24 protein-coding genes and 1 pseudogene are annotated in these 22,942 nt (G+C 50.3%); 3 read left to right on the top strand and 22 right to left on the bottom strand.

What is annotated here, in order from left to right; translation table 11 throughout:
• Positions 1 to 60 precede the first annotated feature (60 nt).
• Positions 61 to 1,245, top strand: a complete 1,185-nt coding sequence (gene metK, locus GW590_RS19295; RefSeq protein WP_169404703.1) for a methionine adenosyltransferase — start codon at positions 61 to 63, stop codon at positions 1,243 to 1,245.
• 18 nt (positions 1,246 to 1,263) lie between these two features.
• The gene (locus GW590_RS24655) at positions 1,264 to 1,866 is read left to right on the top strand and encodes a BMC domain-containing protein (RefSeq protein ID WP_169404702.1); all 603 of its coding nucleotides are present in this window, start codon (positions 1,264 to 1,266) and stop codon (positions 1,864 to 1,866) included.
• 297 nt (positions 1,867 to 2,163) lie between these two features.
• Here GW590_RS24655 and GW590_RS19285 read toward each other — a convergent pair whose 3' ends face one another.
• The 18 genes from GW590_RS19285 to GW590_RS19200 all read right to left on the bottom strand — a co-directional run bounded on the left by GW590_RS19285 (position 2,164) and on the right by GW590_RS19200 (position 19,063).
• Positions 2,164 to 2,988, bottom strand: coding sequence for an MIP/aquaporin family protein (locus GW590_RS19285; RefSeq protein ID WP_169404701.1), 825 nt, complete (start codon positions 2,986 to 2,988; stop codon positions 2,164 to 2,166).
• A gap of 107 nt (positions 2,989 to 3,095) precedes the next feature.
• On the bottom strand, positions 3,096 to 4,013 hold the full coding sequence (locus GW590_RS19280; RefSeq protein WP_169404700.1) for a glycyl-radical enzyme activating protein: 918 nt from the start codon (positions 4,011 to 4,013) through the stop codon (positions 3,096 to 3,098).
• 107 nt (positions 4,014 to 4,120) lie between these two features.
• Positions 4,121 to 6,664, bottom strand: coding sequence for a glycyl radical diol dehydratase GrpM (grpM, locus tag GW590_RS19275; RefSeq protein ID WP_169404699.1), 2,544 nt, complete (start codon positions 6,662 to 6,664; stop codon positions 4,121 to 4,123).
• A 79-nt stretch (positions 6,665 to 6,743) separates the two neighbouring features.
• Positions 6,744 to 7,319, bottom strand: a complete 576-nt coding sequence (locus GW590_RS19270) for a DJ-1/PfpI family protein (RefSeq protein ID WP_169404698.1) — start codon at positions 7,317 to 7,319, stop codon at positions 6,744 to 6,746.
• Positions 7,320 to 7,329: 10 nt separating this feature from the next.
• Positions 7,330 to 7,629, bottom strand: a complete 300-nt coding sequence (locus tag GW590_RS19265) for a BMC domain-containing protein (protein WP_169404697.1) — start codon at positions 7,627 to 7,629, stop codon at positions 7,330 to 7,332.
• Positions 7,630 to 7,653: 24 nt separating this feature from the next.
• Positions 7,654 to 9,165 carry an aldehyde dehydrogenase family protein gene (locus tag GW590_RS19260; protein ID WP_169404696.1) on the bottom strand — a complete coding sequence of 504 codons (1,512 nt, stop codon included), beginning with the start codon at positions 9,163 to 9,165 and terminating at the stop codon, positions 7,654 to 7,656.
• Positions 9,166 to 9,214: 49 nt separating this feature from the next.
• Positions 9,215 to 10,000: a propanediol utilization microcompartment protein PduB gene (gene pduB, locus GW590_RS19255; RefSeq protein ID WP_169404695.1), complete on the bottom strand. Its 786-nt coding sequence runs from the start codon at positions 9,998 to 10,000 to the stop codon at positions 9,215 to 9,217.
• A 21-nt stretch (positions 10,001 to 10,021) separates the two neighbouring features.
• Positions 10,022 to 10,303 (bottom strand): propanediol utilization system shell hexameric protein GrpH, encoded by a 282-nt coding sequence (gene grpH, locus GW590_RS19250; RefSeq protein WP_169404694.1) that lies wholly within the window; start codon positions 10,301 to 10,303, stop codon positions 10,022 to 10,024.
• Between the two features lie 198 nt (positions 10,304 to 10,501).
• Positions 10,502 to 11,713: a propionate kinase gene (gene tdcD / locus GW590_RS19245; RefSeq protein WP_169404693.1), complete on the bottom strand. Its 1,212-nt coding sequence runs from the start codon at positions 11,711 to 11,713 to the stop codon at positions 10,502 to 10,504.
• A gap of 25 nt (positions 11,714 to 11,738) precedes the next feature.
• Positions 11,739 to 12,251: a GlcG/HbpS family heme-binding protein gene (locus GW590_RS19240; RefSeq protein ID WP_169404692.1), complete on the bottom strand. Its 513-nt coding sequence runs from the start codon at positions 12,249 to 12,251 to the stop codon at positions 11,739 to 11,741.
• Between the two features lie 19 nt (positions 12,252 to 12,270).
• Positions 12,271 to 12,543 (bottom strand): EutN/CcmL family microcompartment protein, encoded by a 273-nt coding sequence (locus tag GW590_RS19235; RefSeq protein WP_169404691.1) that lies wholly within the window; start codon positions 12,541 to 12,543, stop codon positions 12,271 to 12,273.
• Positions 12,544 to 12,554: 11 nt separating this feature from the next.
• Positions 12,555 to 13,280 (bottom strand): flavoprotein, encoded by a 726-nt coding sequence (locus GW590_RS19230; protein WP_169404690.1) that lies wholly within the window; start codon positions 13,278 to 13,280, stop codon positions 12,555 to 12,557.
• An 11-nt stretch (positions 13,281 to 13,291) separates the two neighbouring features.
• The gene (gene eutJ, locus GW590_RS19225; protein WP_169404689.1) at positions 13,292 to 14,110 is read right to left on the bottom strand and encodes an ethanolamine utilization protein EutJ; all 819 of its coding nucleotides are present in this window, start codon (positions 14,108 to 14,110) and stop codon (positions 13,292 to 13,294) included.
• Positions 14,103 to 14,795 carry a phosphate propanoyltransferase gene (pduL, locus tag GW590_RS19220; protein WP_169404688.1) on the bottom strand — a complete coding sequence of 231 codons (693 nt, stop codon included), beginning with the start codon at positions 14,793 to 14,795 and terminating at the stop codon, positions 14,103 to 14,105. Before pduL ends, eutJ begins: the two co-directional genes overlap by 8 nt.
• A 126-nt stretch (positions 14,796 to 14,921) precedes the next feature.
• Positions 14,922 to 16,037: a 1-propanol dehydrogenase PduQ gene (locus GW590_RS19215; RefSeq protein WP_169404687.1), complete on the bottom strand. Its 1,116-nt coding sequence runs from the start codon at positions 16,035 to 16,037 to the stop codon at positions 14,922 to 14,924.
• A gap of 321 nt (positions 16,038 to 16,358) precedes the next feature.
• Positions 16,359 to 16,649 (bottom strand): exodeoxyribonuclease VII small subunit, encoded by a 291-nt coding sequence (gene xseB, locus GW590_RS19210; protein ID WP_211186841.1) that lies wholly within the window; start codon positions 16,647 to 16,649, stop codon positions 16,359 to 16,361.
• Positions 16,630 to 18,579, bottom strand: coding sequence for an exodeoxyribonuclease VII large subunit (gene xseA / locus GW590_RS19205; RefSeq protein WP_169404686.1), 1,950 nt, complete (start codon positions 18,577 to 18,579; stop codon positions 16,630 to 16,632). The genes xseB and xseA overlap by 20 nt, the downstream gene beginning before the upstream one ends.
• A gap of 94 nt (positions 18,580 to 18,673) precedes the next feature.
• Positions 18,674 to 19,063 (bottom strand): hypothetical protein, encoded by a 390-nt coding sequence (locus GW590_RS19200; protein ID WP_169404685.1) that lies wholly within the window; start codon positions 19,061 to 19,063, stop codon positions 18,674 to 18,676.
• 284 nt (positions 19,064 to 19,347) lie between these two features.
• On the opposite strand from GW590_RS19200, the pseudogene GW590_RS19195 reads away from it, so the two are divergent.
• A pseudogene (locus tag GW590_RS19195) lies at positions 19,348 to 19,702 on the top strand (SDR family NAD(P)-dependent oxidoreductase); the annotation flags it as partial.
• On the opposite strand, the gene GW590_RS24650 reads toward GW590_RS19195, so the two are convergent.
• The 4 genes from GW590_RS24650 to GW590_RS19180 form a co-directional block, all read right to left on the bottom strand.
• Complete coding sequence (locus tag GW590_RS24650; RefSeq protein WP_408014951.1) at positions 19,677 to 19,967, bottom strand: putative T6SS immunity periplasmic lipoprotein; 291 nt, start codon at positions 19,965 to 19,967, stop codon at positions 19,677 to 19,679. The pseudogene GW590_RS19195 and the gene GW590_RS24650 sit on opposite strands and share 26 nt — an antisense overlap.
• Before the next feature lie 155 nt (positions 19,968 to 20,122).
• Complete coding sequence (locus tag GW590_RS19190) at positions 20,123 to 20,596, bottom strand: tellurium resistance protein TerW (protein ID WP_169404684.1); 474 nt, start codon at positions 20,594 to 20,596, stop codon at positions 20,123 to 20,125.
• Between the two features lie 309 nt (positions 20,597 to 20,905).
• Complete coding sequence (locus GW590_RS19185; RefSeq protein ID WP_169404683.1) at positions 20,906 to 21,862, bottom strand: HpcH/HpaI aldolase/citrate lyase family protein; 957 nt, start codon at positions 21,860 to 21,862, stop codon at positions 20,906 to 20,908.
• On the bottom strand, positions 21,862 to 22,941 hold the full coding sequence (locus tag GW590_RS19180; RefSeq protein ID WP_169404682.1) for a cysteine protease StiP family protein: 1,080 nt from the start codon (positions 22,939 to 22,941) through the stop codon (positions 21,862 to 21,864). The genes GW590_RS19185 and GW590_RS19180 overlap by 1 nt, the downstream gene beginning before the upstream one ends.
• Between the last annotated feature and the right edge of the window lies 1 nt (position 22,942).

Below are 22,942 nucleotides of genomic sequence, written 5' to 3'. Positions count from 1 at the left end.
CTTCATCCCCCAGGGCAGGGCCATTAAGATGAGACACTTACTTTATAAAGTGGCCCTGCCGTGGACGAATACCTTTTTACCTCTGAATCGGTTGCCGAAGGGCATCCGGATAAGGTGGCAGACCAGATCTCTGACGCCATTCTTGATGCTTATCTGCTAAAAGATCCCTGGGCCAAAGTAGCCTGTGACTGTCTGGTGAAAACGGGTGCCGTTATCCTTGCCGGGCAAATATCCTCCACTGCCAATATCGATATCGAGCAGATTGTGCGTGCTACGGTCAAGTCTATCGGCTACGACCACTTTTCGAAAGGTTTTGACGGGGCAACTTGCGCAGTAATTAATATGCTGGGCAGGCAATCAGCGGATATCGTCCACGGCATTCACGCCAGCGATCCGTCTTTACTTGCTGCCGATGGGCAGAGGGTCACCTTCGGTTATGCCTGCAATGAAACACCACAATTCATGCCCGCTGCTCTGCTGTATGCCCATCGATTAATGGCGCGCCTGGCAATGCTGCGTAAAACGCATCAGCTTGACGGGCTGCTGCCGGATGCCAAAAGCCAGGTGACTCTGCGTTATGGCGATGGTCAGATACTGTTCGCCGACACGATAGTCATTGCTACCCAACATCGGGCCGATGTTTCCCTGGTCAGGCTGCGCGAAGCCGTTATTGAAGAGATCGTCAAACCGGTTATGCCGGCGCGCTGGCTGACATCAGACACACGTTTATTGATTAATCCTGCCGGACCGTTTATCAACGGCGGCCCAGCCGCCGATTGTGGACTGACAGGGCGAAAAATTATCGTCGATACCTATGGTGGCGCGGCTTGCCATAGCGGCGGCGCTTTCTCGGGAAAAGATCCCTCGAAAGTCGATCGTTCGGCGGCTTACGCCGCACGTTACGTGGCCAAAAATATTGTCGCAGCAGGGTTAGCCGCACGCTGCGAAGTACAACTGGCCTGGGCCATCGGGTTCTCACGCCCGGTTTCCATTCACATTAATGCTTTTGATACTGCCTGGCTAACGGCTAACTCACTGGCGCAACTGGTTGCCGACCATTTTGACCTGAGCCTGTACGGCATTATCAGGCAGCTTGATTTGCTCGCGCCACGCTATCGCCAGACGGCATGTTACGGCCACTTTGGCCGGGAAATATTTCCATGGGAACTCACCGACAAGGCGGCGTTGCTTCGTGACCATGCCGCCGGTCTGCAGTGTTCCCCCGTGGATACTCTATTGAATTGAAAATAACAGGAGAAGATTATGTCCGGGCAGAGTTTAGGTTTAATCGAAACTGTCGGCTTAACGGTAGCAGTGGAAGCCGCCGATGCTGCAATGAAATCTGCTAACGTCGAACTGGTCGGATACGAGTTGACGAAAGGTGGCGGTTTGGTGACCGTGAAGTTTACCGGGGAAGTTGGCGCAATCAATGCGGCTGTGGCCGCTGGCGTAGCGGCAGGGAAGAGGGTGGGCAATGTTTACGCCTGGAAAGTGATTGCGCGTACCGCAACCGGCATTGATAGCCTGATTGCTTCGCAAGAAACCTGCGGTGTTGCTCTCCAGAAACCCGTTGAGCTCGCTTTGGTAGAAACGCCATCAGCGACTGAACATAAAGAGCAGGCCATTCCGGTGGTTAATATCGAGCCCGTTGCCGAGCTTTCCAGTTGCGTGGAGTGGAATGATGAAGTGGTTGCTGACAAACCTGTTGAGATGCCGTCTACACTGGCGGAGGAACAAAGGCCGCAAAATACCCTGACTGAAAAAGTCGAACAGCCAGTAGCGCCGATCGCGGAAGAGCCCGTTAAACCCATAGCGCAGGACGAGAAGAAAACACTGCGGGTTCGGGCGAAAAGCCCACGTAAATAGTGTTATTAATTATTGAGAAAGCCCGCTACGACACAGCAACGCTGTACTCTCTCGAATGCAGGCTTTATCAGCAGTCTGAAACCACCTTTGCGGGTGGTTTTTTTATACCTGGTAAACAATTTGCCGGCCAGCGATATAAGCAAAACAGTTGCTGCAATGCATTTGACAGCGGCCGCGACAATCCGCAGTTTTGCGGAAAAAAGGTCAGACGTGGGAAAGGGGGGAAGGGCGGGGGTATCCGGGTAACACGCCGCCGCCTTCCTCAGAATAGGCTGGCGTGTTACCGTCCAGGCTCAATTATGCAGCGGTATGGTTCACTGTCTTTTCGGTTTTCGCATAGGGCAGATTGCGTACAATGCAATAGCGATAGATGCCCGCTCCGAGGATGCCGCCAATAACTGGCGCAATCAAAGGCACAATAAAATAGGGAATGTCCCTGCCGCCAGTCATCGCCATCGAACCCCAGCCGTTTAGAAACGTAAAGAGTTTCGGACCGAAATCACGGGCCGGATTCATGGCAAATCCGGTCAGTGGCGCAGTAGAAGCACCAATTACGGCGACCAGAATACCGATCAGCAGCGGTGCCAGCGGCCCTTTGGGGACGCCGTTGCCGTCATCGGTCAATGCCATGATCAGCCCCATCAAAATGGAGGTGATAACAATTTCCACCAACGCCGCCAACCATACGCTGATGGATGCAGCAGGATAGGTGGAGAAGATGCTGGCCAAAAATAAACTGTCCTGGCTGCCGCGAACCATCTGGTGGGCCTGTTCGTAATCAGCGAACATATTGTGATACAGCAGATAGGTCAGCGCCGCGCCACAAAATGCACCGGCGGTCTGCGCCAGAATATAGGGCACCACTTTTCTGGCGTTGAAAGAGGCGAACAGCCATAACGAAATGGTGACTGCCGGGTTGAGATGTGCCCCAGAGATGCCGGCGGTGAGGTAGACAGCCAGGGCAATGCCCAGACCCCATACCACACAGATTTCCCAAAGACCGAAGCTGGCTCCTGCAACTTTTACGGCACATAGCACACTGGTACCGAAAAACATAAATAATCCGGTGCCAAGAAATTCAGCAATGCAGGGACCTTTTACAGATTCAAGAGATTCACTCATAGTATATTCCTATATTAAGTGATACGTGATTTTCACCACTTAATTATTGTTAAGTACAAGAGGTGGGTAAAAATAAAACAAAACTACATCATTGCCTTTAATAGTGATTAACCGCCGATATGACAGTGAAATCCTAATGATTCAATGAGTTTCTTCAGATTTTCTATTTTTTCTGTCGGTTGTGTATGCGCATCGCCCATCGGGTAAATTCGGCCCAGTAGGTTATATTTATTTTCTCCAAAGGTATGGTAGGGTAATAAATGTATGGTATCGACGCCAGACAGCAGTTTGGCAAATTCAGCTATCGCGCGAATTTCCTCGGGGTTATCATTTACGCCAGGGATAACCGGAATGCGGACAATAACTTTAGTAATAAATGAAATGCGCATGATGTTTTCCAGAATGCGGCTATTATTAACGCCGGTATTCTGTTCATGCAATAACGGATTAATGGCTTTAATATCGGTTAATGCCAAATCAATCCATGGGAAAACGTCCTCGATCACCTCTTTCGTGGTGTAGCCGGTCGTTTCAATGGCGGTATGCCATCCTTTAGACTTACAGGCTTTCAGTAATTCGCGGGCAAAATCTGGCTGTGCCAGCGGTTCGCCGCCAGACAACGTAATACCGCCGCCAGAACGACGAAACAGATTTTCCTCTTTCTGTAATTCACGCATGACTTCGGCGACTGTCATCCGTTTGCCCTTGATCTCCAGCGCCTGAGTTGGGCATACGCGTGTGCAGTCACCGCACTGGATACAGCGTGCACGATCGATAAAAAAAGGGTTGCTGGTGGAAAGTGCATGCTGTTTGCAAGCATCAATACATTTCCCGCAGTGGATACAATCGTTCTTTTTATAGATTAACTCTGGCTGCGGGTGCTGTGATTCCGGATTACTGCACCATTTACAGGCCAAAGGACAACCCTTAAAAAAAGGAATGGTGCGAATACCGGGACCGTCGTGCAGGGAATAGCGCTGAATATTGAATAAAACGCCTTCCGTATCGTATTCGACTCTATTCATAACATCACTTGTCATAAAACCGCCCATCAGGTTGTAAGCGAATCAGCGACTGATATCGGGCCTGATGGGCCATATAAATCGCTATGGCCCAACAGACAGATTACACGTCAGAATTGCTGTTCCGTGCGGCTGATAATGTCATCCTGAACTTCTTTGGCCAGCACCACGAACTGGGCGCTATAACCTGCTACGCGTACCACCAGGTCCTGATGCTCTTGCGGATTTTTCTGCGCTTCCAGCAACGTCTTACGATCGATAACGTTGAACTGAACGTGCATCCCTTTCTTATCGAAGTAGTTACGTACCAGACCGCCAAAGTTACGCAGACCTTTTTCTCCGGCCAGTGAAGAAGGCAGGAATTTCTGGTTATACAGCGTACCGTTCGAGGCGATAAAGTGATCCAGTTTCGCCACTGAGTTCGCCGCTGCGGTTGGGCCGAGGGTATCTTTACCCTGGCGTGGGGAGACGCCATCGGCAAGAGGCTGTTTCGCCAGACGACCATCGGGTAGCGCGTTGACATCTTTACCGAACAGTACGTTGGCAGAAACCGGGTAGATACCGGCCTGGAAACGACCGCCGCGCGGATTGGTATATTTCTCTACTTCCTGGCAGTAGATTAATGCGCAATTACGGGCGACGAGATCCACTTCGTCGATATCGTTACCAAAGCACGGGGTATTTTCCAGAATATGGCGAATTTCTTCATAACGTGAGTTGCCCGTCGATGGCGCTGCACTGGAGCTGGAAAGCTGGCGATAGACTTCATTTTTAATCGCCGCCGGATTAAGTGAACCATGTTCGTCAATGATGCGTTTAACCACGTCATAAATTTCCTGCTCACCCAGCGAAGATTTAGCCGCTGCCGCGTGCGGATCACCGCCAAGCGGAGAGCCAAAGTTGGCATCCAGCGCGCTTTTCAGCTCTTGTAGCGTCAGTTTGCGATCTTCGAAAACCTGTTTCTGCAAGGCATAGACCGAGTCACCGGTGTCTGCGATACCGAAGGCTTGCGGGCCGGTAAAGTTGTAAATTGCCCCCCCGTCCTGCAGTGATTTGCCGCGACCAATACAGTCGTCCACCATTGCAGACAGGAACGGCAGTGGGCAGCGTTCGCCATGCGCGATATCAACGCTGTTACAGGCTTCTACCAGTTGATGAACAAAGAAAGCCATCTGTTTCTTAAAGGCGGTAAAGAAGTCATCAATACTGGTGTACTGCGTCAACTCGCCGGTGATTGGGCCAAGCTGTTTGGCACCGGAACGGCCATTGTTAAGGGTGATTTCCAGCACTTTCGCCACGTTGAAGAATGCGGCGTCGTGCCAGCCTTCAGTACGATGCGGTGCCTGCGGTTCCACGCAACCAATGATGCAGTAATCGCGGGCATCGTGCAGCGATACACCCCGGTTTTGCAGTGCCGGAATAATCACTTCATCGTTATACATGGCCGGCACGCCGAGACCCAGGCGTACCAGTTCGCAGGCGCGGAACAGGAATTCATCCGGTGTCCCTTGCCAGACGCGAATCGAGAACGAAGGTTGCGGTAAACGCACATGGGCGGTAGCTTCCATACACATATAGGTCAGGTCGTTGGTGGCATCGCGACCTTCTTCTGTCTGACCACCCACGCACAGGTTCTGGAAAACCGCATAACCGGCAAAGGCCTGCGCGGAAATCTCATCACGGGTTTTGTTGATGTCATTGAGCTTTATCCAGCAGCAGTCTACCAACTCCTGGGCGAACTCTTTGCTGATGGATTTATCCGCAGCCAGGTAAGGATACATGTACTGGTCGTAACGTCCTGGGGAAATGGAGTGACCGCTGGATTCAATCTGCAACATGCTTTGAATAAACCAGAAGGTCTGACAGGCTTCCCAGAAGGTAGTCGCACCGTATTCCGGCACGCGGGTACAGTTTTGAGCAATCTGTTCCAGCTCGCCTTGACGCCTTGGATCGCGTTCTTCCCGGGCGAGGCGTGTTGCTTCCTGTGCATAGCGATGCGCAAAATTAATGGCCGCCTCATAGCTGAGAATAACGGCGTTATAGAACTGTTGTTTTTTGATGTAATCCGGCGAGTTACGGTCCAGATTTTCCATCGCACGGGTGACTTCATTGATAATGCCGCGAAAACCGATTTTCAGTACCTTGCCGTAATCGACGCAGACATGGCCTACACCACCGAAGAAGTAGTTGCCGACGGTAAATACGCCGTTGCCCATACTTTCTTTGGTTTCATCAGACATATAGGATGCCGCCAGCGAACTGGTGGTTTTGCCTGGCCAATATTTAAAGGCCTCATGCAGTTCTGCTGCGGTTTTTTTCGGAATGATAAAGGGGTCGGCAACACGATGCTCCATGGTATCGAACTCTTTTTCGACCCAGTCATAGGAGAATTCGGGGCAGATCTCCGTCGAGCGCGGATTAATGGTTACCGCACCTACGATTAACTCGTCAGGACGGATGGTGACTGGCAGTTCGTTGAATATTTTCTCGGCGACTTTTGCCCGACGCATAATAGCCGGTAAATGTTCATTTTCTTTATAAGCCTCGGTCGCCAGCACTGCGCGTTCAGATTCTACGTAAGGTTTGGCGTGAAGGATCATATTTTTGAGTCTTACAACACGATCTGTCGGATTAGTAAAGCCTTTCTCTAACATACAATAACTCCCGAAATGATATAAGCGTGATTTGTCAACCACACCTGAATTGTTTAACCTCACGGCAGTGCCGGGTACACTATTGAATAATACTGGTGCCTATTAAGCTGATAAAGTGACGCAATATTGACGGATGCCCCATCCAATTGGTTGCGGTGACAAGATTGTTATCTTGTATGGCTTCATCGTCTGCGGCATTAATCCAAATACCCCCTGCCATTTCAATGTCAGGTTTAATGGTAAAATACCCCGTCAGCTTTCTCCCTTTCAATACTCCGGCCGTGGCCAGAATTTGCGGGCCGTGGCAAATAGCCGCCACGGGTAATAAAAAATTCATCGCGTAATGAATAATATTCAGTACGGACTTGTTAAGGCGTAAATACTCGGGGGCTCGACCTCCTGTAATATAAACGCCGGAGTACTCTTGCATTCTAATTTCATCAAATGATGCGGTCAGTCTAAATAAATGGCCGGGTTTTTCGGTATATGTCTGATCACCTTCAAAGTCATGAATGGCGGTCTTGATATATTCGCCGCTTCTTTTTCCCGGACAAACCACATCGACTCTGAAACCTAACATGCTTAACGCCTGCCATGGCACCATGACTTCATAGTCTTCAGAGAAATCGCCTGCGAGCATCAAAATTTTTTTCATAAGCGAACTCTCAGTATTGACCCGCATCATCCTCAATAATACGCATGGCTTCATTCACTGCGGCGACTTCGCCGAAGATGGCCAGCGTGGTGATATGTTGTGGGCAACTGCCAAAGATTTCCGATACTGCCACATGTGCGCTTTTACTGGCCTGATCGGCGTAAAAGTACAAATCCGGCACCGGCAGCATAATCAACCCGATGGCATCAATGCGTACCATCTCCAGTCGGTTGCGCGACTCGGAAGGCATACGCCGTTTTAGCATGGCCAGCGTTTCCGGCGTCGGTGCGTTGATAATGCGTTTTTTCATCAAAGGGCTACCCGTCCAGCTTTATCAGCGAATATTGAGTGCTTCAACCATTACACAGCGACGATTCCTGGCAAACGATCGTGCCGAGGTCAGTCCTTCACCGGTTGGGCCGGCAATAGTGAAGGTGGCATGGCCTTCACCACCAACGCCTAATCCGGCATATGACGGACCATTTTTCACAAAAATGGTGGTCTGGATCAGACGTGCCATTTTGGTGAGTTTTTCGACATTGGTAGAGTGCATCATGGCGGTATGACGATTGCCATGTTCCACTTTGATTGCCAGTTCGATGGCCTCGTCAACATTTTCGACTCGTACCACCGGCAGGATCGGCATCATCAATTCGTGCACCACAAACGGATGGTCTCGTTCAGTTTCGATCAAGATGACTTTGACCTCTTCCGGTGCGCTAATGCCTATTTTCTGAAGAATATAGCGTGCGTCTTTACCCACAAAGGCGGTGTTTGGACCGGTTCCCTTGTCATTGAGCACCAGCGATTGCAGTTGCTGAATCTGCTGTTTGTCACACAACAGCAAGGCACCGCTTTTCTTCATGCAATGGATGAGATAGTCCGCCACTTCGTTAACGACAATCACCTCTTTCTCAGCCACGCAAGGCAAGTTGTTGTCGAAGCTGCAACCATTGATAATATCTCTGGCCGCTTTCTCAATATTGGCGGTTTCATCCACCACGGCAGGCGGGTTACCGGCACCGGCGCCAATCGCCTTTTTCCCGGAGGACATGACGGTTTTCACAATGGCCGGGCCACCTGTCGCTACCAGCATATTGACGCGGGGATCACCGATTAACGCATTGGTGTTATCAATCGATGGGGTCAACACGGTTACCACCAGATTGGCGGGGGCGCCAAGCCGGGCCAATTGCTGATTTATCAGCGCAACGCAGTACAGAGAGACATTGCGTGAGCGTGGATGAGGACTGAATACGACGGTATTCCCTGCTGCCAGCATGCCAATGGCGTTGTTGATAATGGTTTCCGTCGGATTGGTGGTCGGGGTGATTGAACCAATAACGCCATACGCCGAGTATTCCGTCAGGGTCAGTCCACCATCGCCACTTAACGCGCCAGTCGCCAGATCTTCAACGCCGGGTGTTTTTTGCGCCGCAACACGGTTTTTCACCAGCTTATCGACACAGTTTCCCATCCCGGTTTCTTCCACTGCCATGCGGGATATTGCCTGCAACACCTCCTCCTGCAGGAAAAGTTTGCGGATACCTTCAACAAAGCTGGCGCGATCCTGCATTGAGCAGTGGCGATACTGGATCTGAGCTTGTTGTGCTGCGGTGATGGCTTCATCCATGGTGGCGAAAGCCCCTTCCCCGGCAGAAGGGCTGGTGTCTGGCCGTTGCTGGTTTACCCGGCCAGCCAGAACGCTGGCAACAATGGCCTCAATACTGTCTTGCTTTGGCAGCACCACAGGCTCGGGTGCACTCTGCACGGCGGCTTGCGGCGCTGTTTTAGTGTATTTACTCAGCACACGAGAAACGGCCTGAGAAATTTCAAGATCGTTCATGCTATTCATTCCTTACTTCACATCGCTTCATACGTGTTACTGCGTGCCATCAAATGTACGGCGTAGTCGTCGATTTGATTGGCGTAGGATCCAGCGTTGACAGCAGTTGCAGCCCGACTTCTCTTGCTGCAATCACCGCCTGGCGAACGGCACCAGAATCCCCGGCGAAGGTGAAGATAACTTCATTACTGAAACTGGTGCCTTTGGCCGGGCTGGCGTAACCCACTGGCTCAATCACCGCCGCTTTGGCTGCCGCATCAGCTACCACCACACCAATTGCCGCCGGGCAGGCACAGGTCATACCGAAGGCTTTACCCACCGGTGCGCCCAGCGCTTTGTTCAGGGCATAACTGGCGCGGGCGGTGTACTGGAACTCCAGATGCCCGGCCGGTGAACCATAAACATCGCCCATCGTTCGCTCAATTTCAGACAGCGCAACTTCAATGGCACGGCGAACATCGGAGACATCAGTGGCTCCAAACACGATTAAGCACCCATGTCCGCCGCCACCTTCGGTGTCACGCGCCAATTCAATGGAGAGAATTTCACTGTTCGTCGCTTTAATGGCTTCATCCGCCGCGAAAATATGTGGTCCTGCTCCCGTGCGCGCGCCAAGAATACCGATTGAGCGATATTTCTTGTCGATATTCATGACTTCATGCAGTTGATGATCGACATTAGCAATAACCAGTCCAATAGTGTGTCCCAGGGCTGTGCCAACAAATTCCGTTAAACCACATCCGGTGAAATTGGCGGCATTTTTTTTATTTTCGCTCGTGTCGGCCTGTTTATTCATTACTTCAGATATAATCTGTTCAACAAGATTATCTCTCATGGTCAGTATCCTCTGGCTTTATTAACTGACAGCTTTCGGCAGGATTTTTTCCACTTCGATATGTGGGCGCGGAATAACGTGCACAGAGACCAGTTCACCGACTTTGGTTGCGGCAGCCGAGCCAGCATCAGTTGCTGCCTTTACTGCACCCACATCGCCACGGACCATTACGGTAACCAGCCCGGAACCAATTTTTTCATATCCTACCAATGTCACATTTGCGGATTTAACCATGGTATCTGCGGCTTCAATTGCGGATACCAGACCTTTTGTTTCAACCATACCTAATGCTTCTTGTTGCATAACGACCTCAATATTCCAGGTGAGAGTGAAAGCAAGTTATGAAATAACCCTTTGGGTTGGTTCATAGACTTAATAATTCATGCACTACGATGTTATTCTGCCAGTGACAAAATGTTTTGCCGGTCAGGGAGACTTTCTTGTTTTTCTATATAACCCGAGACAATAAAATCCTCCTTTATAACCGAGGGGATGACAGCATCAGACAACGGCCGACACAGCTGACGAAATGGCAGACGCATCTTGCGCAATCATCTTTTCTTCGTTGGTGGCGATCACGGCGACGATGGGGGAACCGGGCAAAGAGATCACGCCATCTCGACCGGCACAAGTTCTTTCATTTTTTACCGTATCAAGTCGAATACCAAATACCGCCAGTTTTTGGGCGGTCAGGTCACGTACCAGCGCGGAATTTTCGCCAATACCGCCAGTAAAAATAAGGGCGTCAAAGCGATGCAGCGAGGCGAGGTGGGCGCCAAGATGGCGGGCAAGGCGATGAACCATCACATCAATAGCAAGGGTTGCCCGTGGATCACCTTTACAGCGTGCTTCCTGTAGGGTGCGACAATCGCTGGAAAGGCCAGACAAGCCAAGCAGACCCGACTCGTTATTGGCCATTTTGTACAGAGATTCAATCGTCTGCCCGGTGCAACGAGCGATATAGGCGGCGGCACCCAGATCCAGATCGCCGCAGCGTGTCCCCATTACCAGACCTTCCAGTGGTGTCATGCCCATTGAGGTATCAACGCTTTTACCATTTTTCACGGCGCACACTGAAGAACCATTGCCCAGATGGGCAATAAGGAGCCCGTGGTTTGCCGGGTCGAGATGCAGACGGGTAACGGCTTCTGCGGCCACAAAGCGGTGCGATGTACCATGAAAGCCGTATCGCCTGACCTGGTAGTATTGCTGGTACTTTAGCGGAATGGCGTAGGTATAGGCTGCTGGTGGCAGGGTCTGATGAAAAGCCGTATCAAACACTGCCACCTGCGGCAGGTCTGGCAATAGCGACATGGCCGTATCAATGCCGATCAGGTTGGCAGGATTATGCAAGGGGGCCAACGCCGATAGCTCGCGAATACGGGTAATAACCGCAGCAGTGAGCAGCACGGATTGTTTGAAGTCGCTGCCGCCATGCGCGACACGGTGGCCTATGGCGCATATCTGCGGCAATAGCGCCAGATCATCGAGCCTGGCAAAGAGTGCTTGTAGCGCACTGTGATGGCTGGACTCGGTAAGGCACTCGATCGTTTTATTACCGGCGGCGTCTTTAAAGCTAATACAGGCCTCTTTCAGCCCCAATTTTTCTGCCAGTCCAGAGAGCAACGGGGTATCCGCATTGCGTGGAATGACGGAAAACTTGAGAGAAGATGAACCACAGTTAATAACCAGAACCAGTGAAGCTAACGACATAATGACCTCTGTCTGTGTCTGATGTTCAGATAAACGATTCATTGAACGGGGTAAGAGGAAAGTGCTCACGACTAAAATGTGCTAATGCCGCCTTGGCGATGGCGATGTCTTCCTCGACGCTGCCGCCGCTGATCCCTATCGCCCCAAGCAGTACGCCAGCAGACCAGCAGGGCAGTCCGCCACCAAAGCAACAGATGCCCGGCTCATTTTGCAAGCCGTAGAGGCTGGCACCTGGCTGTACTTCTGCTGCCAGTTGGTGGGTCGGCATTTTCAGCGCCACCGCAGTCCAGGCTTTTTGCCCAGCCAGGGTGTGGCTGATCAGCAAGGCGTTATCCATGCTAAAGAAGTAACGTTGCTGGCCGCAGGCATCCACCAGACTGAATACGATGGGCACATTAGCCTTTTCGGCGGCTTCACTGGCATAGTTCGCCAGTGCCGCCGCCTCTGTCAGACTTAACGACAGATGGCGCGGCGATAACTGGTGCGAAATCGCATCATCGATACGTTGCTCCAGATCGCCATTCTGTTGATAACGCATGGTTTTACCTCACGAGCCATTACAGGACATTAAGATCGAGCGAGTCGACAATGCCGACCACGGCAGCGTCGATAACCGAATGTTCTTTGCTGGTACTCATACGTGCCGAACTCCCGGTAGAAATAATCACGGTTTCGCCGTTGCCGGCACCGACAAAATCCACTGCGACCTGCGCTGTGCCCGTGGGTTGATAGTGTTCGTCCAGGCGGGCAACAATCAGCAATTTCGCGCCATTAAGCGAGGCGTGTTTGGTGGTTGAAACTAGCGCGCCGGTAACCTTTGCCAGATACATATTTCCTCCTGCTAACTCTGAACGATGGCGATGCAGCGATCCCGAATTTCATCTCGGGCGGCGGGGGTAATCAGCGTACGACAATCGATATGCAGTACTTGCCCTTGCGGGTGCTGGCGCACATCACTGAGGGTTAGTAACTGCTTACTACTCCTCGTCGATGGTGTGCTTTTCGCGCTGACAAGATGTTGGTCAATCACGGTGAAACCATAGCTGGCAAGCGTTGAGGCATAATTTGCCAGGCGCGTCCGCAATGCGGGTGGCAGTGAACAGGTTGAGTCATGGCGACACTCGGCGTTGAGCGTGACAATGACGGATTTATTCAGCCCCAGCGCGTGAAAGGCCCAACGGCACACCAGATTATCGCTAATACCCAAGGCGATTTTGCTCATACTGTTGCTGGACAGCGCGGGCAGGTAGAGACCGTTGTAGGCTGCCTCCTGTTGCTGCGGTTCCCGGTTGTCACTCAGTACATCAATGCCGCGTCGGGCCAGTTCCTGCAGGCAGGTGGAGTGGAGCGACGACTGCATTGCGCTGTGGGAAAAGGCCAATACCAGCAGATAGCCGCTACGATCCAGCGCCGTGAGGCAATCCAGCGTGGCGGGCAGTGTCGTGAGATCCTCACCGCTCAAGACAACACGCATAATCTGGCTGCGCATCTGTAAAAGCTGTTTGCGTTGCGCCAGCACTTTATCAATGAGGCTATCAACCAGCTGCGAAAGACGTTGTGAGTCCATGATTGCTCTCCTCAGCGGCTATGCATGGCAATGCCAAGCGGCGTCACTAACAATGGCTGGATCGCTTGAATGACCTCTTTACCGGTGGCCTGGCGAAAAACCTCGGCAAATTGATGAAAACTGCTCGCGCCGCCTACCAGGTAGATCTGTTTAACCGGGTAGTGCGCCAGCCAGCCTGCCACCAGGTAAGCCATTTTTTCTGCCACCGGACGAACCAGGGTAAAAACCTGATCTTGATGCTCGGGCGCTTTCTTCATCTCTTCCGCTTCGGCAAAAGGCATACTCAGTGCGCCGGCCAGTACCAGCGTCATATGATTGCCACCGGTCGGCTCATCGGCGCTAAAAATAACCTTGCCGCAACGCAGGATACTGATGCCGGTGGTGCCGCCGCCGACATCGACTACGGCGCCGTCTTGAATATTTAACGCCAGTGCGGCGGCAACAGGTTCATCGACCACCGCCGTAACTTCAAATCCAGCCGCTTCCACCATGTTGACGATCACCTTGGTGTTGCCGGCTGAAATCCCTGGCGGGATCGCCGTTGCGGCGTGGGTCAGCGTTCTGCCCAGGCGTGCTTCAAGGGTTGCTTTCAGACCACTGACCACTCGGCTGGCAGTGAGGAAATCCACCACCACACCATCTTTCACCGCACGGGAAGGATGGCTGATACCTGCGACCGGGTGGTCCTCTTTATCCAGAACGACCAGGGCGATATTGGCGGTACCAGGATCAACACCCACTTTCAGCGCTCCGCGACAAGGGCGGTATTCGCCGCTGCTGACCAAGCTTGCCAATTTATGTAACCGCCTGATTTCTGGACTTTCACCCATAATGGCATTCCGTTATTACGCGTCTGACGCAATCGCCGTTACGCAAGCCAAAGCCATTTGCCTCTTCGACATCGATATGCATTTCCAGCACTGCGTCAGCGCTGACCCGTACCCTGACGTGGCTGAGGATGCCGCCACGCTGGCCATTGATTTGGACGTCTATTTCCATTCCGTCGCGCAGGGCAAACTGTTCTGCAACGGCAGGCGAAATATGAATATGCCGCCAGGCGACAATTGCGCCGCCAGATCTCATAATCCGGCCGCATGGGCCAATGATTTCAATGCCCGGTGAGTCGTGCAGGTCGCCCGACATACGTACGGGGGCTTTCACCCCGAGGACAAAGCTGTCCGAGACCGAGATTTCTATCTGAGTAGCGCTACGCAGCGGGCCAAGCACTCTTACGTGCTTCAACTCGCCCTTTGGCCCACGCAGGGTCACCGTCTCTTCGGCGGCGTACTGGCCTGGCTGTTTCACCGCTTTCATGCGGGTAAGGGTGGAACCGTAGCCAAACAGGGCATCCATATCTTCCCGGCTCAGATGAACATGGCGATTGGATATGCCGACGGGAATTTCCAGCGTCTGCGACACCTGGGGTGCTTTGGTCATCGACCGGGAGTCACCGGCAGCGAGTTCCTGCAGGATCTGCCGGGTAATCAATTCGGCTTGCTGTTGGTTGTCATTCATAACGTCAACGACCTGAAAAGTGATGAGTGGAACGATGTTTAGAATATTCAGTCCCGCGTTGCGCTTTTTGCCGTTACGCAGGATTTTTTTGACCGTCCGGTTACTCGAGGACAAACTTGTCCAGATTTACCCGACAATCTGTGTCAATAGCTGGTCGATATCTGCGGCATCGGGGTTACAGGGATTGGAAGCCGTGCAACCGTCAGCCAGGGTGGCCGTAATAAGCTGCTGACGTAGTGATTCGATATCTGCAGGGTTTTTGCCCAACTCTCGCAAGGTGGCGGGGATGTCAAAATGGCGATTGAGATCGCGGATGCCGTCTATCAGCGCGTGGACCGTTTGCTGGGGTGTGGCTTGCTGTATACCCATAATGTTGGCGCATTGCAGATAACGCGCCATGGCATCGGGAGCGTGTCGGGCGTTGAACTCAATGATCAGCGGCAAAAGCATGGCATTAATTTTGCCATGCGGGATATGCAACATGCCGCCAATGGCATGCGCCATACCATGCACCAGACCCAGTCCCGCGGAGTTAAACGCCATTCCGGCCATGCACGAAGCATTGTGCATATGGCTGCGTGGCTGAATATTTTGCTCATCCCGGAAAACTTCGGGCAGGTATTGCCAGGTCAGCGCAATGGCTTTTTCTGCCAGCGCATCGCTAAAGTCATTGGCACCCGTGGACACCAGGGCTTCGATGGCGTGGGTCAGCACATCCATTCCGGTATCAACCGCGACCTGACGAGGAACCGATAACACCAAATGTGGGTCGAGAATGGCGTAATCCGGTACCAGTTGTTCCGCAATGAGCGGATATTTACGACCGTTTTGCGGATCGGAAATAATGGCGTAGGAGGTGACCTCTGAACCGGAACCGCTGGTGGTTGGAATGGCGATAAGCTCTATCGGGTGGTCAGGGAAATACTCTTCCAGCGTGACCTTGATCCCCTTCGCTGCATCCAGCGATGACCCCCCGCCCAGAGCAATAATGGCGTCTGGTTTGAACGATTTAAATTGCGCCGCACCTGCTTGCAGGATCGCGACGCTTGGGTCGGGTGTGACATCACTGAAAATGGATACCGAAGCATGGGGCATTTCGTTGATCAAATAGCGAGTTTTCCCTGATTTCGCCATAAAATCGTCGGTAACAATCCCTACCTTTTTATTATTCAGCCGACGTAATGCGCCAATGGCTTCCTCGCCAAAATAGACTTTAGGAATGGAAAAAAAATAGCTCGCCATCTTCGACTACCTTATCTCTTAAAACAGATCACCGAAGCACAAACTTCGGTCGTGAAAAGAGAACTGATGGTGCCATGGGCGAGGAGAGAAGAAGCTATCCATGTTTGTGCTCTGTCAGGACTATGTTGCTGTCGGCATTCGATGTCTGACAAAAAAATGCAGTGTTACAGGAGAAAATAATCACCAGCATCGCGATAGGCATCAAAATCAGGCTGGATACCTTAGCGCCAGTGATAAAACTGCTTAATAGCAGGTGGCCCACATCCATCTCGCTGATGCGGAGCCATCAAGCCCAATTATTTATACCCTTTCTATAATGAGTCAAAATGGTATATCGTTTTCATCTTCCGCAAATGAATTATTATTTGCAGAACCCCCTTCTTTTTCATTTATCTGTTCGCTATCAGAAGAATGCTCCAGATTTGTTTCTGAGAGCGCTTTTTGTAATGCTTGTTCAACAGCGTCTATACGCAATTGGCATGTTTTATAAGCAGTCACTGACTCTTCAACAATACGAAGCAGATCATCTATATTTGGCTCTTGTTGCGAGCGTAGGGTTTGTGCATGATTTTTAAGGGTATTGTAGGCATCTTTAAATGTTGTCGTCATCATTTTTCTCCATTATGGCTTTGCGTGAGCCATCATAAAATTGAATTGTTATCTTATTAGCAGTTATTTTTGAACTGGTGACAGGTTTGCCTTTTTCGTCTTGAATAATTGTAAAGCCACGTCTTAGTGTCTTTTCTGGCCCCTGGCCGGTGATTTCTCGAATGAATCCTTGTGTCTTATGACGGGATAAGGTTAATTGATATCCAACTTGATTAAGATTGAATCTTACCTCTTGGTTCAGCGTTAATTTGAGTTGTCGGATATCAGTTTTGGTTTTTTCGCTGATCCCTGTAATCAAGGAACGAATTTGATTATGACCATTATAAACCAGCCGTAGTGCATTTTCTTGCAGGCTAGTCATATCGTTCCGACAGTTTTGCCGTGCAATATAAGTGTTTTTTTCTGTGTTGTTCTCAAGTGCGGTAAATAGGCGACTTGTTCCTGCTCTCGCAGTAGCACATTTTCGGCCTGATTCTTGCCAAAGATAATCAGTAATATCAGATGCTTCACGGCGTGATAAGGCTATATTGGCTCTCGCGTTGTTCTTAACCTGTAAAAGCAAATAGGGTAAATGACTTTTTAATTCGCTAACTTCTTTAGTGGACTGTAACTTAATAAGTTGATAATGCTGTGCGGTAATATGGCGAGATTGTGCGATATGTTTTAATGAATTTTGCTGAATATTATTTATGGTGCTTAGCAATGCATGACGACTTTTTTCCAATATACTTAATGCAGCAGCTTTATTTTCAAGAGATAGCAGGGTAATCTCGCGTAAAGCATCTTCCTTTATACGTAGCGCATAATTAATTACTGAAGCATACAGTTCTCTAGCTTCGGAGGTACGTTGTTTGATGTTCTGGATTATTGAACCAATCACTTTTGAGGGGGTGTCAAATGCATAACAGGCAACTTCATCCAGAACAGTGGAATCTTTTTCATGGCCTATTCCGGTAAGGACAGGTATCGGCAGCAGGCAAATGTCTCGGCAAAGTTCGAAATCATTCAACCATGCCAGATCATTAACAGAACCGCCACCACGAATAATTACGATAATATCAGGCAGGGGAATACCCTGCTTTGTTCTGCTATCCAGGGCATTTTTGAGTTTTTGTCGGATTTCGGCAGTCGCGGTATGACCCTGGAATAGACTGTGGACATACTCAAAATTACAAACATTAAAGCTTTGCAGCCATTTGGCTTCGGTTTGAAAATCTCCGAGTCCTGCTGCATTTTGTGGCGCAATGACTAAAATATCCTGATAATCCCACGGCAGTGAAAGTTGTTTATTTTTTTTCCATATACCTTGTTGCTGAAGTTGTACGCGGATCCGCTGTTTGCGGGCTTCCAGGTCACCGAGGGTGAAGGCTGGATCAATTTCAGTTATTTGTAGCTTGAATCCCCACCTTGCAGTGAAGTGGGGTTTGGCGCGGACCAAAAGTTTGATGCCTGGGCCCAGCAGGCTTCCGGTTATCTGCTGATACTTAGGTAATATGACAGCCGCCTGTTTTGACCAGATGATTGCAACGGCTTTAACTAACTCATTTCCTTGGGGGTCTCGTTCGCACAGGTCGAGATAGACATTCTCCTTGATTATTTTTACGTTCACCACCTCAACGATAGTCCAGACACCTTGAGCAAAAGTCTGATTTACCACATCTTCGACACCTTTTAATAAAACCGATAAAGTTATGCCATCGGGACGATAGATTGTAGGTGAAAGACTACTCTCTAACGGGGCGGGAAGGTCCAGGTTATTGGCAGGTGTTAACGTTGATGTAATCTCAGCAGATAACCAAGGGCTAAATACGTGCAAATCAGCAGTATCAGCCGGTATCCTCCAGCGCCTAAAATCAGGATCCCATTTAGCGCCCAACGCTTTTACTTTATCTTTGTCTTGGTAGCTTGTATTAAGGTAAATAAAATCAGTCATCCTGCTATCTCATTTAGGCTGTATGAAGCGAGGGCCGTTTCTTTGGGTTTGGTTTTTCTGAATTATTGTATACTGTCCAAAATTACACCAGTTATTAAAAAAATACCCGCCATATGTCGCCCTCGCGTTTTACTTTGCCTTTTCTGACTCTGGCAACAGAGCTGGCTTCTTTGAAGGTACTAAAGACGGTCTCTGGTGGTTGCCCGATAGGCCAAATGGCGAGCAGGTTGTAATACCAATAGCCTGAGTTACTTTTGGATTGATGCAAATCATGAAGACCTTCAAAACCCAGTTTTCGCAGTTCTTCCGTGATAGTCATGACAAATTTTCTGGCTGCGTGTTCATCGTTATTGAATCCTTGAGAGTTGGCCTTTATTTTTCTGGTTTCAATAGATAGCGCCAACCTGACCGGCTCCATGATATTTTCAATTTGGATATCACTATTTCCTGGTATCAGATGCCAGGGGATTTTATGGGTTTCCATTGTCGGTAATCCTATGAAAACAAAATTTTTGCACAAATTATTATATTATAACTATATGTAATGGCGAGAGTATTTTTCATTGCTGAACGGTTTTTATCACCTCTGTGATCTCATTCGCAGTCGTTACAGGTCCTTCGTCGTCCAATGCATCCATTACCTTCTGAACATTTGTTCGTTTTGTAGAATAAAATTCCACACAGTGTGGGATTTTACCTTATTTATTTGTGTGATAATTAGAGTAAAGTTCAGTAAGGAATTTTTTAATTCAACTGGAGGCAGGACTAATGAAACATAAAGTTGCTTTTATCACCGGCGCTGCGCAAGGTATCGGTAAGGCCATTGCTGAACGTCTGGTAAAGGATGGCTTTTCTGTGGCCATTGCCGATTATAATGAGGTGGCGGTCAAAGCTGTCGCTGATAGTATTAATCAGGCGGGCGGTAAAGCGCTGGCCGTAAAAGTTGATATTACGAAACGAGACGATGTTTTTGCTGCTGTTGAATATACAAGAAAAGAATTAGGTGGATTTGACGTCATCGTCAACAACGCCGGCGCGCGAGTTGGCAAAATATAATATTACTGTTAATGCCTATTTCCCGGGGATTGTCAAAACCCCTATGTGGGCCGATGTTGACAGACAATAATGATATTGTAAGAGATGTTTTGTTTTAACGCTATCGGTAAACACGTATCTGGATATTTTCTATTGATATTATCTTCAAACATTAAAGGAGGGTGGTAATTATTTTTTGATGAACTTAAAAGATAATAGGTGATGCTGTCGCCTGGTTTTGAATCAATGCAAAGCAGGTTGCTATTTTTTTTATAAACGCTACCTTTATGTCTAAAGTCTAAACGATCCCCTACACATCCCGAGATAAGAAATATTGATAGCAAGATTGTCATTAATTTCTTCATAATGTTATTCCAATAACACTTTTATATTAGCAAGTCAATGCCTAATATTTTCGCATGAAGCAGCCGTATAGGCAAAAATACCCTCTTATAAGCTCTCGTATCTCCCCTCCCACTACCCACATCAAAGGAGAGAAGAGTAACCTCTATCTGCCGATCCCACGCTGAGAGAGCGTTGATAAAAACTCGACAATACAATTGTCGACCAGCATTTCGACGGCGTCACTGCGGGTGGTATCGGCAAGCAGCGCCAACCTGTCGATCTTTCTCAGCACCGAACTGCGCAGAGACAGGGATACGGACTTTTTCATCTCTTTATCCAGTGAAACGCTGCTGACCACCTCGGTATGTTTATGATCGATGCTGGAATGCAGTATTTCATTAATGCGACGCAGGGCTTTTTTATCCAATTGGCCCGGTTCAAGCAACTGATAGGAGTGGGTCGCTTTGCTGTATTTGATTTCGGCGGAATAGGTTTCCCGTAACTCTTTTAAGGCACGCGTTAAGGTCGGCTCGGAACAACCTAGCTGATTGATTATTTTTTGTGCCGAAACGGGAAGGCCTGAACCTAACAGAAGTGCCAGCCGGAAAATACGTGCCTGTCGTGTACTCAATTGCATAATTAGTAAATGCCTACCATTGTTTTAAAAGGCGTAATAGCATGGAAAATAGAGGTTGTTGTTATGTTTTCCCTGCCCGCTATCCGCTCTTTGTGCTCACCCGCTCAGTTCCTTCAGGGGTTACGACAAACGACCTATCAGGCATACCATACACTTCAGGTAAAGTTGCATCCATAAAGATAGTCGATAAATCAGCATCTACCGAGTAACAAAATGTATTTAAAGCAGGAGGTCACAGGATGCAAGGTGACGTATCAACCTGAGATAGGGTTGAGCGATGTTTAAAATCTGTATTTCAGCAGAGCCGTTTCAGTTTTGCTGGGTGAAAGTGACCAGCCGGACGCCATCTTGCAGCGTGTCTGCGGCAATGCCATACACCTGAGCCCTCTCCAGTACCCTTAAGGCCCAACGGCGGTGTGTCGCCGGTTCACACATTGCACCCTGCGATTTAAACACCGCCTGGCTGGAGTTGAGGATGCGCAATGCATCGGCATGGTCGGCAGGGCTGACCATTAGCGCCCGTTCAATTTTGGCAATCTGGTTAGGATGGATCGCGGTCTTTCCTACCAGTCCATGGGCCATATCCAGCGCCAGCTCGCGTTCCATCACCTGATGATCGTCAATATGTTCGCATACCGGTGAGGTCAGGGCAAAGTCGCGGGACCCAAAAACCGCCACCAGCATTTTAATGGTGTATCCCATTGGACTGTCATATAGCGTCAGATTGCGCGGGCGACGCAGCGCAATAACATTCATCAGGTCATTGCCGCCAATTCGCAGGGCGATAATGCGATCATGGCAGGGATGGGCGAGCAGCGTGGTGGCCAGTTCGCGCATTTGCAGCACATCAAACACCTCTTCGGTTTCCAGCGTCGGCATCATGCAAAGGTGAGTATCCTTGACCATGTCCCACCAGGCGGGCAGGGAGGCAAGGGTGAATTTTGGCAGCACCAGGCCGTCGATTGCCGTCAGATCGGCACATGCCGTCAAGGCTCGACCCATTTCGCTATGACGCGGGCGAATAAATACCAGCGGCCACTTTGCGCCATATCCCGCCGTTTTGGCTGCTGCCAGGGTATGCAGAATTTGTTGTAAATTGTGCAATGCCAGCGGCACGTCGGCATCGCTAACAGCATCTTCCAGACAGATGACGATCGATCGCAGTCCGGCAATTTTATTGTCCAGGATGCTGCTGGCAATATCTGTGCGGGTAGCTGGCATATAAAGCGTGGCACCCAGATGGTAAGGCGAGAGTCTCTTGGTCATCAGTGAACCTTTTTGATAATGGTGACGGCGCGATACTGCCCAATGCGGTCACCGACCTCAGTGATGGGGATGTTTTTCTCACCGGCCAGGTACACCAGCAGAGCAACGTCGGGATCGGTTATGCAGCGCACCAGAACCTGTTCTGGCACACGGCGTAAAATGGCGCGGGTTGCCTCGGCAATGCCGGGTTTGATCCGATTGATGTTGGCGATATGGTATTGCGCCGCCAGCGACGCAATAATCTGCTGGCTCCGCGCTTGCAGATGCCTGACATTTGCCGGGTCCCACTGACTGGCCGCAATGGCATGGATATCAAGTTGCTGCCGACAGTCGGCAACGGTGTCCACCAGATGGCGGCTGCATTCAAAGCGACTGAGATGATCGCAGCGGACGCAACCGTGCAGTCCCTCTGCAGACCAGATGGAGCGGGAGATCAGTCCGGAGACCGGGGCGCCCATAATGCCAAAGGGGATAAGCCAGTCGTCGTCGCTGGCCGCCAGCCATGACGCCCCGCAAGGGTCGGCCAGTACCAGCAGTCGGGGATCGGCCGGATAGCCGGTGCGGGTAGCCAGAGAATGTCGCAGTTCACCGGCGATTGCCCCTTTGCCGGTCCAGCCGTCAACGAAAACCACGCCAGCCGTGCCGTGGCGGGCTTCTATCCAGTCCATTGCGGTTTGATCAATACCGCGATCGCGGATAATACTTACGCCGTAGTGATATGATCTCTTGCCCATGGCGCGCAGGGCCTGCTGCAACATCACCCCGAGAGGAACACCGGCACGGACCAGGCTGACCAGAATGATCGGAGTATGCGCAAAGCGCTCAGACAGCGCCTTGGCCAGCATAGTGACCTCTTTTGCCAGACGAACGGCCCCTTGATCCAGCGCGCGGGCAAACAGATCCAGATGCAAGTCGCTTGGCTCAGGCTCCTGACTCAGCATCTCGGAATAGTGTCTGGCACCGGACTGGATCAGCAGTTCCTTTTGCTCGACCGGTGTCATTTCCATTGCCAGCGGCTTAAGCAGAAAATGCACATCGTCAGGAAGATAGGAGCCAGAAAACGGAATAAAAGGCTGCATA

Source organism: Rouxiella aceris, from assembly GCF_012933545.1.
GTDB classification, from domain to species: Bacteria; Pseudomonadota; Gammaproteobacteria; order Enterobacterales; family Enterobacteriaceae; genus Rouxiella; species Rouxiella aceris.
The sequence above is the reverse complement of the archived record's forward strand: the minus strand, read 5'-3'. Positions and strand labels throughout refer to the sequence as shown.

What these genes read in the sequence shown, in the direction of transcription:
- xseB (WP_211186841.1), bottom strand. Translation starts at nt 16,649, where the DNA reads ATGATGACGACAACATTTAAAGATGCCTACAATACCCTTAAAAATCAT.
- GW590_RS19180 (WP_169404682.1), bottom strand. Translation starts at nt 22,941, where the DNA reads ATGCAGCCTTTTATTCCGTTTTCTGGCTCCTATCTTCCTGACGATGTG.
- GW590_RS19185 (WP_169404683.1), bottom strand. Translation starts at nt 21,862, where the DNA reads ATGACCAAGAGACTCTCGCCTTACCATCTGGGTGCCACGCTTTATATG.
- GW590_RS19190 (WP_169404684.1), bottom strand. Translation starts at nt 20,596, where the DNA reads ATGCAATTGAGTACACGACAGGCACGTATTTTCCGGCTGGCACTTCTG.
- GW590_RS24655 (WP_169404702.1), top strand. Translation starts at nt 1,264, where the DNA reads ATGTCCGGGCAGAGTTTAGGTTTAATCGAAACTGTCGGCTTAACGGTA.
- eutJ (WP_169404689.1), bottom strand. Translation starts at nt 14,110, where the DNA reads ATGGGTGAAAGTCCAGAAATCAGGCGGTTACATAAATTGGCAAGCTTG.
- pduB (WP_169404695.1), bottom strand. Translation starts at nt 10,000, where the DNA reads ATGAGAGATAATCTTGTTGAACAGATTATATCTGAAGTAATGAATAAA.
- tdcD (WP_169404693.1), bottom strand. Translation starts at nt 11,713, where the DNA reads ATGTCGTTAGCTTCACTGGTTCTGGTTATTAACTGTGGTTCATCTTCT.
- grpH (WP_169404694.1), bottom strand. Translation starts at nt 10,303, where the DNA reads ATGCAACAAGAAGCATTAGGTATGGTTGAAACAAAAGGTCTGGTATCC.
- pduL (WP_169404688.1), bottom strand. Translation starts at nt 14,795, where the DNA reads ATGAATGACAACCAACAGCAAGCCGAATTGATTACCCGGCAGATCCTG.
- GW590_RS19235 (WP_169404691.1), bottom strand. Translation starts at nt 12,543, where the DNA reads ATGTATCTGGCAAAGGTTACCGGCGCGCTAGTTTCAACCACCAAACAC.
- GW590_RS19260 (WP_169404696.1), bottom strand. Translation starts at nt 9,165, where the DNA reads ATGAACGATCTTGAAATTTCTCAGGCCGTTTCTCGTGTGCTGAGTAAA.
- GW590_RS19240 (WP_169404692.1), bottom strand. Translation starts at nt 12,251, where the DNA reads ATGCGTTATCAACAGAATGGCGATCTGGAGCAACGTATCGATGATGCG.
- GW590_RS19285 (WP_169404701.1), bottom strand. Translation starts at nt 2,988, where the DNA reads ATGAGTGAATCTCTTGAATCTGTAAAAGGTCCCTGCATTGCTGAATTT.
- GW590_RS19270 (WP_169404698.1), bottom strand. Translation starts at nt 7,319, where the DNA reads ATGAAAAAAATTTTGATGCTCGCAGGCGATTTCTCTGAAGACTATGAA.
- GW590_RS19215 (WP_169404687.1), bottom strand. Translation starts at nt 16,037, where the DNA reads ATGGCGAGCTATTTTTTTTCCATTCCTAAAGTCTATTTTGGCGAGGAA.
- grpM (WP_169404699.1), bottom strand. Translation starts at nt 6,664, where the DNA reads ATGTTAGAGAAAGGCTTTACTAATCCGACAGATCGTGTTGTAAGACTC.
- GW590_RS19230 (WP_169404690.1), bottom strand. Translation starts at nt 13,280, where the DNA reads ATGGACTCACAACGTCTTTCGCAGCTGGTTGATAGCCTCATTGATAAA.
- GW590_RS19200 (WP_169404685.1), bottom strand. Translation starts at nt 19,063, where the DNA reads ATGGAAACCCATAAAATCCCCTGGCATCTGATACCAGGAAATAGTGAT.
- GW590_RS24650 (WP_408014951.1), bottom strand. Translation starts at nt 19,967, where the DNA reads ATGACAATCTTGCTATCAATATTTCTTATCTCGGGATGTGTAGGGGAT.
- xseA (WP_169404686.1), bottom strand. Translation starts at nt 18,579, where the DNA reads ATGACTGATTTTATTTACCTTAATACAAGCTACCAAGACAAAGATAAA.
- GW590_RS19265 (WP_169404697.1), bottom strand. Translation starts at nt 7,629, where the DNA reads ATGAAAAAACGCATTATCAACGCACCGACGCCGGAAACGCTGGCCATG.
- GW590_RS19280 (WP_169404700.1), bottom strand. Translation starts at nt 4,013, where the DNA reads ATGAATAGAGTCGAATACGATACGGAAGGCGTTTTATTCAATATTCAG.